The organism is Allomuricauda sp. MMSF_3307, assembly GCF_030733585.1.
Lineage (GTDB): Bacteria > Bacteroidota > Bacteroidia > Flavobacteriales > Flavobacteriaceae > Flagellimonas.
In genome coordinates this window covers 567,205-574,715 of the sequence record NZ_JASHIQ010000001.1, presented here as the reverse complement: position 1 = coordinate 574,715, position 7,511 = coordinate 567,205, and the positions used below count along the sequence as shown (strand labels likewise).

General features: G+C 40.5%; 8 protein-coding genes and 1 tRNA gene. 6 read left to right on the top strand and 3 right to left on the bottom strand.

The window, feature by feature from the left end:
- Positions 1-7 precede the first annotated feature (7 nt).
- The 3 genes from RBB12_RS02520 (at position 8) to RBB12_RS02510 (ending at position 1,501) form a co-directional block, all read left to right on the top strand.
- A complete protein-coding gene (locus RBB12_RS02520; RefSeq protein WP_179383224.1) occupies positions 8-967 on the top strand; it encodes a type IX secretion system membrane protein PorP/SprF in 960 nt (319 codons plus the stop codon).
- 45 nt (positions 968-1,012) lie between these two features.
- Entirely contained in the window at positions 1,013-1,369 is a 357-nt protein-coding gene (folB, locus tag RBB12_RS02515) for a dihydroneopterin aldolase (RefSeq protein WP_179383223.1), read from the top strand.
- Between the two features lie 61 nt (positions 1,370-1,430).
- A tRNA-Cys gene (locus tag RBB12_RS02510) sits at positions 1,431-1,501 on the top strand.
- Between the two features lie 32 nt (positions 1,502-1,533).
- On the opposite strand, the gene RBB12_RS02505 is transcribed toward RBB12_RS02510, so the two are convergent.
- The 3 genes from RBB12_RS02505 to rnr are packed head-to-tail and all read right to left on the bottom strand — an operon-like array spanning position 1,534 to position 5,116.
- Positions 1,534-2,196: a LysE family translocator gene (locus RBB12_RS02505; protein ID WP_306012667.1), complete on the bottom strand. Its 663-nt coding sequence runs from the start codon at positions 2,194-2,196 to the stop codon at positions 1,534-1,536.
- Between the two features lie 3 nt (positions 2,197-2,199).
- A complete protein-coding gene (locus RBB12_RS02500) occupies positions 2,200-2,880 on the bottom strand; it encodes a head GIN domain-containing protein (RefSeq protein WP_179383221.1) in 681 nt (226 codons plus the stop codon).
- A 52-nt stretch (positions 2,881-2,932) separates the two neighbouring features.
- Positions 2,933-5,116: a ribonuclease R gene (rnr, locus tag RBB12_RS02495; RefSeq protein ID WP_306012666.1), complete on the bottom strand. Its 2,184-nt coding sequence runs from the start codon at positions 5,114-5,116 to the stop codon at positions 2,933-2,935.
- A gap of 594 nt (positions 5,117-5,710) precedes the next feature.
- Between rnr and rpiB the strand changes: the two genes are divergently transcribed.
- Genes rpiB through RBB12_RS02480 form a run of 3 tightly spaced genes read left to right on the top strand, consistent with a single transcriptional unit; the run spans position 5,711 to position 7,511 of the window.
- Positions 5,711-6,142 (top strand): ribose 5-phosphate isomerase B, encoded by a 432-nt coding sequence (rpiB, locus tag RBB12_RS02490; RefSeq protein WP_179383219.1) that lies wholly within the window; start codon positions 5,711-5,713, stop codon positions 6,140-6,142.
- Positions 6,143-6,147: 5 nt separating this feature from the next.
- Positions 6,148-7,071: a cation diffusion facilitator family transporter gene (locus RBB12_RS02485; RefSeq protein WP_179383218.1), complete on the top strand. Its 924-nt coding sequence runs from the start codon at positions 6,148-6,150 to the stop codon at positions 7,069-7,071.
- A complete protein-coding gene (locus tag RBB12_RS02480) occupies positions 7,071-7,511 on the top strand; it encodes a GNAT family N-acetyltransferase (RefSeq protein ID WP_306012665.1) in 441 nt (146 codons plus the stop codon). The genes RBB12_RS02485 and RBB12_RS02480 overlap by 1 nt, the downstream gene beginning before the upstream one ends.

Here is a 7,511-nt window from a genome sequence, read left to right as displayed (position 1 = left end):
TAACCCCATGTTCAAAAAAGTATACGCAACCATCTTATTTGTTCTGTTGGCATGCTTTGCCAAAGCACAAGAGTTGACTGTACCCCAACTATCCCAGTATATTGCGGACAATCCCTTTTTGATGTCCCCAACCTATGCGGGAATAGGTGACCATATCAAGGTAAGGCTCAATGGCCTTACCCAATGGGTGGGTATCGAAGATGCACCGGATACCCAAACCTTGGCCGCAGATGCACGGATTGGAAACAGGTCGGGAGTAGGCATGTTATTGTACAATGATAGTAATGGTTTCACCCGGCAACGGGGAGCCAGAGTGTCTTTTGCCCACCATTTGACCTTGGATAGGTATGACGATATCTTCCTTTCATTTGGAATCTCTTATAACTTCAACCAATTTCGAATCGACGTTGAGCAGTTTGAGGAGCGTAATGGACAGCTTCCCGCTGATGATAAAGCCACTACCAACCATAATTTTGATTTGGGTGTACTCTATCGTTACGATAAATTCTTTTTTAGTCTAAATGCAGGCAACGTTTTAAATAAAGACCTGACCAATTTTAATACGGATGTCATTACCATTGAGCCCAATAAACTTAGAAACTATTATGTTTACTCGGGTTATAGCTTTTCCAAAAGCAAGAACAGCAAACTGGAAATAGAGCCTTCCGTGTTCTTTCAATGGTTTGAAAGTGATGGGCGTTCCGTAACCGATTTGAACACCAAATTCCGGTTCCGTGATTTTGAGGACTATTATTATTTAGGGGTAACCTATCGTTTTTTGAACGATCAGTTAGGTAAGCCACTTTACATTGCACCCATTGCAGGATTTAAAAAGAGTAACTTCTATTTTGGCTATTCCTATCAGGTCATCACCAACGAAATTTTGGGCTACAGCACGGGAACGCATGTATTGACCGTTGGTATGGATCTGTTCCAAGGAATAAGTAACTGTAGATGTATGTACTAAATTCTACTCATTTCCCGTACTTTTGCCCTTTCTTAATTAAAGGCTTTGGGAAAAATTAGGTTAAAAAACGTTCGAATACATTCCAATCACGGATGCTTGAAGGAAGAAATGCTCATTGGGAGCGATTATAGGGTAGATTTGGAAATTTCTGCCGATCTATCCCAACCAGCCAATTCCGACCAGCTCAGTGAAACCGTGGATTATGTACACTTGAACAACATCATAAAAGAAGAGATGACGGTGCGTTCCAACCTTTTGGAACATGTGGCCAAACGCATCATTGATCGCATATTTAAAGAAATCAAGGAAGTAACAGAGGTCGAGGTCGAGGTAGCCAAGATCAATCCACCCATTGGTGGCGATGTGGAAAGTGTATCCGTAAAACTAAGTTCCAGCCGATAAGTTTATTTAAAGGAATACTGGACAAAAATTCGCAAAATATTTTTAGCTTTGCGATCCAATTGGCATCGTGGCCGAGTGGCTAGGCAGAGCTCTGCAAAAGCTTGTACAGCGGTTCGAATCCGCTCGATGCCTCAAAACCCAGTACAATGTGCTGGGTTTTTTGTTTATAGATTCTCTATTTTTTCGATTTCTTCCTGTATATCAAACCTGTCTTTGGGCAAAAATCCTTTGGTAATCAATACGATTCCGCAAATGATGAGCACTATGCCCAATCCCTTTTTTATCAGTACGATACGTTCTTGGGTCAAATAACGTTTCAACTGTTTGGCCAACAATATTTTAAGTACATCAATTCCGAAATAGACCATTAATACCGTTCCAAAAAAGACCACCATTCTGTTGGGGTTGTTTTCCAAACTGGGCCCCACCACTATAATCAGTCCTAACCAAAAGGCCAATACCCCTATATTGATAAAGTTCAACAGAAAACCTTTTACGAAGAGTCCCAAATAAGTTCCTTTGGTGGCTTTGACATTCGTCTTTTTTTTTGCCTTCTTCACAAACAGAAAAATTCCGTAGACCAACAAAATCATCCCACCGAACACAAACAGCCCGGGCTCGTTGCTCAAATTCTCCAACAATTGAAAACTACTGAAATAGGCTATCAATAAAAAAACAATGTCCGCCAAGATTACCCCTAGATCCAAACTTACCCCTGCCCTAAAGCCCTTTGTGGCACTGGTTTCCAATAAAACAAAGAAAACAGGACCGATCATAAAGCTCAACAGAAGCCCTAAAGGGATTGCAGCTTGGATGTCGTCAATCATTTTTTAATCTACTCTTTTTATTTTTCCGCCAAACAGGGTTCGCTCATCCATGGTCTTTGGATCTCCATACACCAGCACTTCGCCACCAGCTTTTACATTAGCCTTTACATAATCGGTTGCATGGATTTCAGCATGTCCCCCTGCGTTCACACTTATCGTGGTAAATTTGGTTTTAAAGGTTCGACCGTTGTATGTACCTCCCGTATTGATGATCACATCTTGGTTGTTGGAAAATCCTGCAGCGAATATTTTACCTCCAGATATGGACTTGATCAATAATTGGTCCACCTCACAGTTGATTTCCAATTCGCCACCTTCTTGTGCCTTCAGTTCCAAAACATCTTGCACATAGGTGTGATCGGACGATATCCTGGCATCTTCATTCACATCGATCACGACCAGTTCTTCCGAATGGTACAGATCAACATAGGTTCTATATCCACTGAATATTTTAACGATTTCCATTCGAATTTTCAACACACCTTCATTGTTGACTATGGCCACATTACTGGTGTTGGCTCCGGTAATCACCGCTTTGTTTTCGTTGGACTTGATTAAATTAATGGAAATTCCATCAAATCCCTTGACTTCGGTAAACTTTTGTAGGTTTTGGGTAATGGTAGCATCCTGGGCTTCACTGTATTGAAGTGAAAGGAACAACATAACAATCGTACATATTCTCATGTTATAAAAATTTGGTTCTCAATAGGATAACAAACTTTGTTCCAAAATAGTATTATTTCTTTTTACCAATCAAGGAAAAGTCCAAATGTCTTTTGATCAAATCGGTACTCTTCACCATCACGTACACTTCATCTCCCAATTGGTACATTCGTTTGGTCCGTTCCCCGATAATGGCATATTGGCGTTCGTCAAAAACATAATAATCATCTTTGATATCCCTAATCCGTACCATGCCCTCACATTTGTTCTCCACAATTTCCACATAGATGCCCCACTCGGTGACCCCGGAAATCACCCCTAAGAACTCTTGGTCCTTATGGTCTTCCATAAACTTGATCTGCATGTACTTGATGGAATCCCTTTCCGCATTCGCGGCCAATAGCTCCATATCGGAAGAATGCTTGCATTTTTCCTCGTAAAACGTAGCTTTTGGTGTCTTTTCCTTATCTAGATAATGCTGTAGCAATCGGTGCACCATCACATCCGGATATCGTCGAATGGGAGACGTAAAATGGGTGTAGTACTCAAACCCAAGACCATAATGGCCAATATTTTCAGTGGTATAAATAGCCTTGCTCATACTTCGTATGGCCAAGGTATCCACCAAATTCTGTTCTTTTTTGCCCTTAACGTCCTCCAACAACTTATTTAGGGACTGATTGATGGTCTTTCGGTCCTTTAGGTTGATACTATGTCCAAACCTGGAAATAACACCATTCAGGGCCATTAATTTATCATCATCGGGCTTGTCATGTACTCGGTACACAAAGGTTTTCTTCTGCTTCCCGATAAACTCTGCCACTTTTTTGTTGGCCAAGAGCATAAACTCCTCGATCAATTTGTTGGCATCTTTAGACTCCTTGAAAAACACACCTACGGGTTCATTGTCTTCCGAAAGGTTGAACTTCACCTCAATCTTATCAAAAGAAATGGCACCAGCATCCATACGTGCCTTTCGCATGATCTTTGCCAACCGATCAAAAGTGAGAACGGCTTCAACTATGTCATCCGAAACAGAATATGCCTTTCCTCGAATGGAAATTTCTTTAGGAATTTGATGCTGTTTCGTCTCAATAATGTGCTGCGCTTCCTCATAAGCAAAGCGCTCGTTGGAATTGATGGCCGTTCTACCAAACCATTGTTTGACCAACTGAGCCTTATCGTTCATCTCAAAAACGGCCGAAAAGGTGTATTTTTCCTCGTTGGGACGCAACGAACAGGCTTGGTTGGACAGCACTTCCGGGAGCATGGGAACCACACGGTCCACCAAATATACCGATGTAGCCCTATCGTAAGCCTCTTCTTCCAAAATGGTATCGGGCTGCACATAATGGGAAACATCCGCGATATGGATGCCTATTTCATAATTGCCGTTTTCCAATTTTTGAAAAGAAAGTGCATCATCAAAATCCTTGGCATCCTTGGGATCAATGGTAAAGGTCAATACATCGCGCATATCCCTTCGCTTCGCGATCTCGGATTCTTTTATACTGGTATCCAATGTTTTGGCGTACTGTTCCACCTCATAAGGAAATTCATGGGGAAGTCCATATTCCGCTAAAATGGAATGGATTTCGGTATTATGTTCGCCAGGTCTCCCCAACACCTCCACAATTTCACCATACGGGGAATCGGCATCATCCGGCCAATCGCCCAAATTGACCAAAACCTTGTCTCCATCGTTGGCCTTTTTCAGCTTTTCCGGCGGTATAAAAATATCAGTATACATTCTGGAATCGGTGGGGCGAACAAAAGCAAAACGTTTTTGCTTGTCCACAATACCCACGTAAGAGGTTTTCTTTCTTTCCAGTACCCTGGAGATTTCACCCTCCATTTTCTTGCTCTTGCGCTGCGGTTTTATGAATACTTCTACCGTATCGCCATGGAAAGCTCTGTTCAAATTATTGTTGGAGACAAAAATATCGTCCTCCAGCTCATCGACCACAATATAGGCATTGCCACTACTGGTAAGATCTACCCTTCCGGTAAAGTAGGTATGGAGCGATGGTTTCTTTTGATACTTGCCTCTTTCGGGTTCCACAATACGGTCACTGGCCTTTAACTGTCCCAACCGTTTGATCAATAGGTTTCTATCCTGCGTATCTGTAATCCCTAATTTAGAAGCTATCTGCTTGTAATTGAAGGTCTTGGAAGGTTCTTTTTCCAATACGGTGAAAATGCCCTTGGTTATCTCGTTCTTTCGCTGACTGCTTGCCCTCTTCTTTTTCTTTGACATTAACGTCCTTATTTTTTTGAAAAATACGAATTATAATTCTTGAGCAACAAAGAAAGGAAGAGTAATCCAAAACAAAGTGAACTTTATCAACAATAATCAATACTATCTCTTTTCTCCTTTTTTTAAATTTATAAAAATGATGATGATGATAGATCGTTGAAATGTGGAATAAAATTTTTGTCAAAAAGTTGCTTTGAACCGATTAAAAATTTTGTTCACAATTTGTCAGAACAGAATAAATTTAAAAATCAATGGATTAGATTTTTTGTACACCGATTTTAATAACCGTTATCAACATCAATTTATTGAAAAGTTAATGTATTTTTAATGTTAATTACCTTCCAAAAAGCGTTGATTTAGGTTGATTAATTTTTAATGGAATATTACCCCAACATTAAATCTTATTTCCTAATGGTTTATTTTTTCGTCATTACAAAATTTCATTACCATTAGTTTTCTGTAATTAATTAACAAAACCTTGTTTTTGGTAAGCAGTTGTTTTCTAGTGAAATGCAGAAATCTGGATGATTTTATAAACAGCCCAACAGGAAAAGAAATCGTACCTTTGTGACATACCCATTTTAAATGAACACCATGAAAATAGCCATTGGAAATGACCATGCTGGTACCGATTATAAACTAGCGATTATAGGTCTTCTCAAATCTAAAGGAATTGAAGTTGTTAACTACGGCACTGACGGTACCGATAGTGTGGATTATCCTGATTTTGTACACCCCGTTGCACAAGATGTGGAAGAAGGCAATGTCGATTTTGGCATTGTTATTTGTGGTAGTGGTAATGGTGCTACCATGACTATTAATAAGCACCAAGGCGTTCGAGGAGCACTCTGTTGGAATAAGGAAATTACGGAGTTGGCCAGGGAACATAACGACGCCAATATTTTAAGCTTGCCAGCACGGTTTATTGCTTTACCGCAAGCCCTTGATATGGTACAGACCTTTTTGAACACTGAGTTCCAAGGAGGCAGACATGAGCGTAGAATCGAAAAAATACCTTGTAGATAAACCCTATGGGTCACCATCACCACCATGGACATTCACACTCCCACGCACATCCCGATTTAAAGGGAAGGAATCTGCTTATTTCCATCTTTTTGAACATAGGTATCACCCTGGCTCAAATTGTGGGTGGATTGCTGTCGGGAAGTTTGGCACTGCTGTCCGATGCACTGCATAATTTTAGCGATGTACTTAGCTTGGTCATTAGTTATGGTGCCCGTAGATTGGGACAGCGTCAAGCATCCAGCCTTAAAACTTTCGGGTACAAGCGAGCAGAAATTTTGGCGGCTTTCATTAATGCGGCGACTTTGGTGGTCGTTGCCATTATTTTAATGAAAGAGGCTGTGGAACGATTGATGCAACCACAAGAAATTGAATCCAACTTGGTTATTTGGTTGGCACTGATAGCCATAGTTGGAAACGGATTCAGTGTATTGCTCCTTAAAAAGGATTCGAACCACAATATGAACATGAAATCCGCCTATTTACATTTGCTTACCGATATGATGGCCTCCGTGGCTGTGTTGATAGGTGGTATTCTGATGAAATATTTCCAGGTGTATTGGGTAGATGCCATTCTCACCATGATTATTGGAGTCTATTTGATTTATATGGGTTATGATTTGTTGAAGGAATCCACCAAAGTATTGATGTTATTTACACCGAAATCAGTAGTTATCCAAGATATCGTGGAATCCATTTGTACCATTGAACCTGTGAAAAATGTCCACCATGTTCATATTTGGCAGCTCAATGAGGAAGAAGTGCACATGGAAGCCCATATTGATTTTAAGGAAGACATACGACTGTCGGAATTTGATGCCATTCTCGAAAAAATAGAAGAACATGTGTATCACAAGCACGGTATCAACCATGTAAACATACAGCCAGAGTTTGATAAATGTGATTCCAAAAGCGTAATAGTCCAAGATTGATGCAAGTATCCATAAAAACATTTGATGAACTGACCATTCATGAGCTCTATCAAATTCTACGCCTCCGCAGTGAGGTCTTTGTAGTGGAGCAGGACTGCGTGTACCAAGATGTGGACAATAAGGACCAAAAAGCACTCCATGTCATAGGTTTGAAAGAAGATGAAGTGGTTGCTTACACCCGGGTTTTTAAACCGGGCGATTATTTTGATAATGTAAGTATAGGCAGGGTGGTGGTACGTCAAGACCAACGAAAATATGGCTTGGGCAAACAGATTATGTTGGCAACCATTGCAGCTATTGATCAACGGTTTCCCAACAAGCCCATCGAAATTTCCGCACAATCCTATTTATTAAAGTTTTATACAGATCTTGGTTTTTCTGCCTTTGGCGAAGAATATTTGGAAGATGGCATTCCGCATCAAAGAATGTTGAAGGAGTGA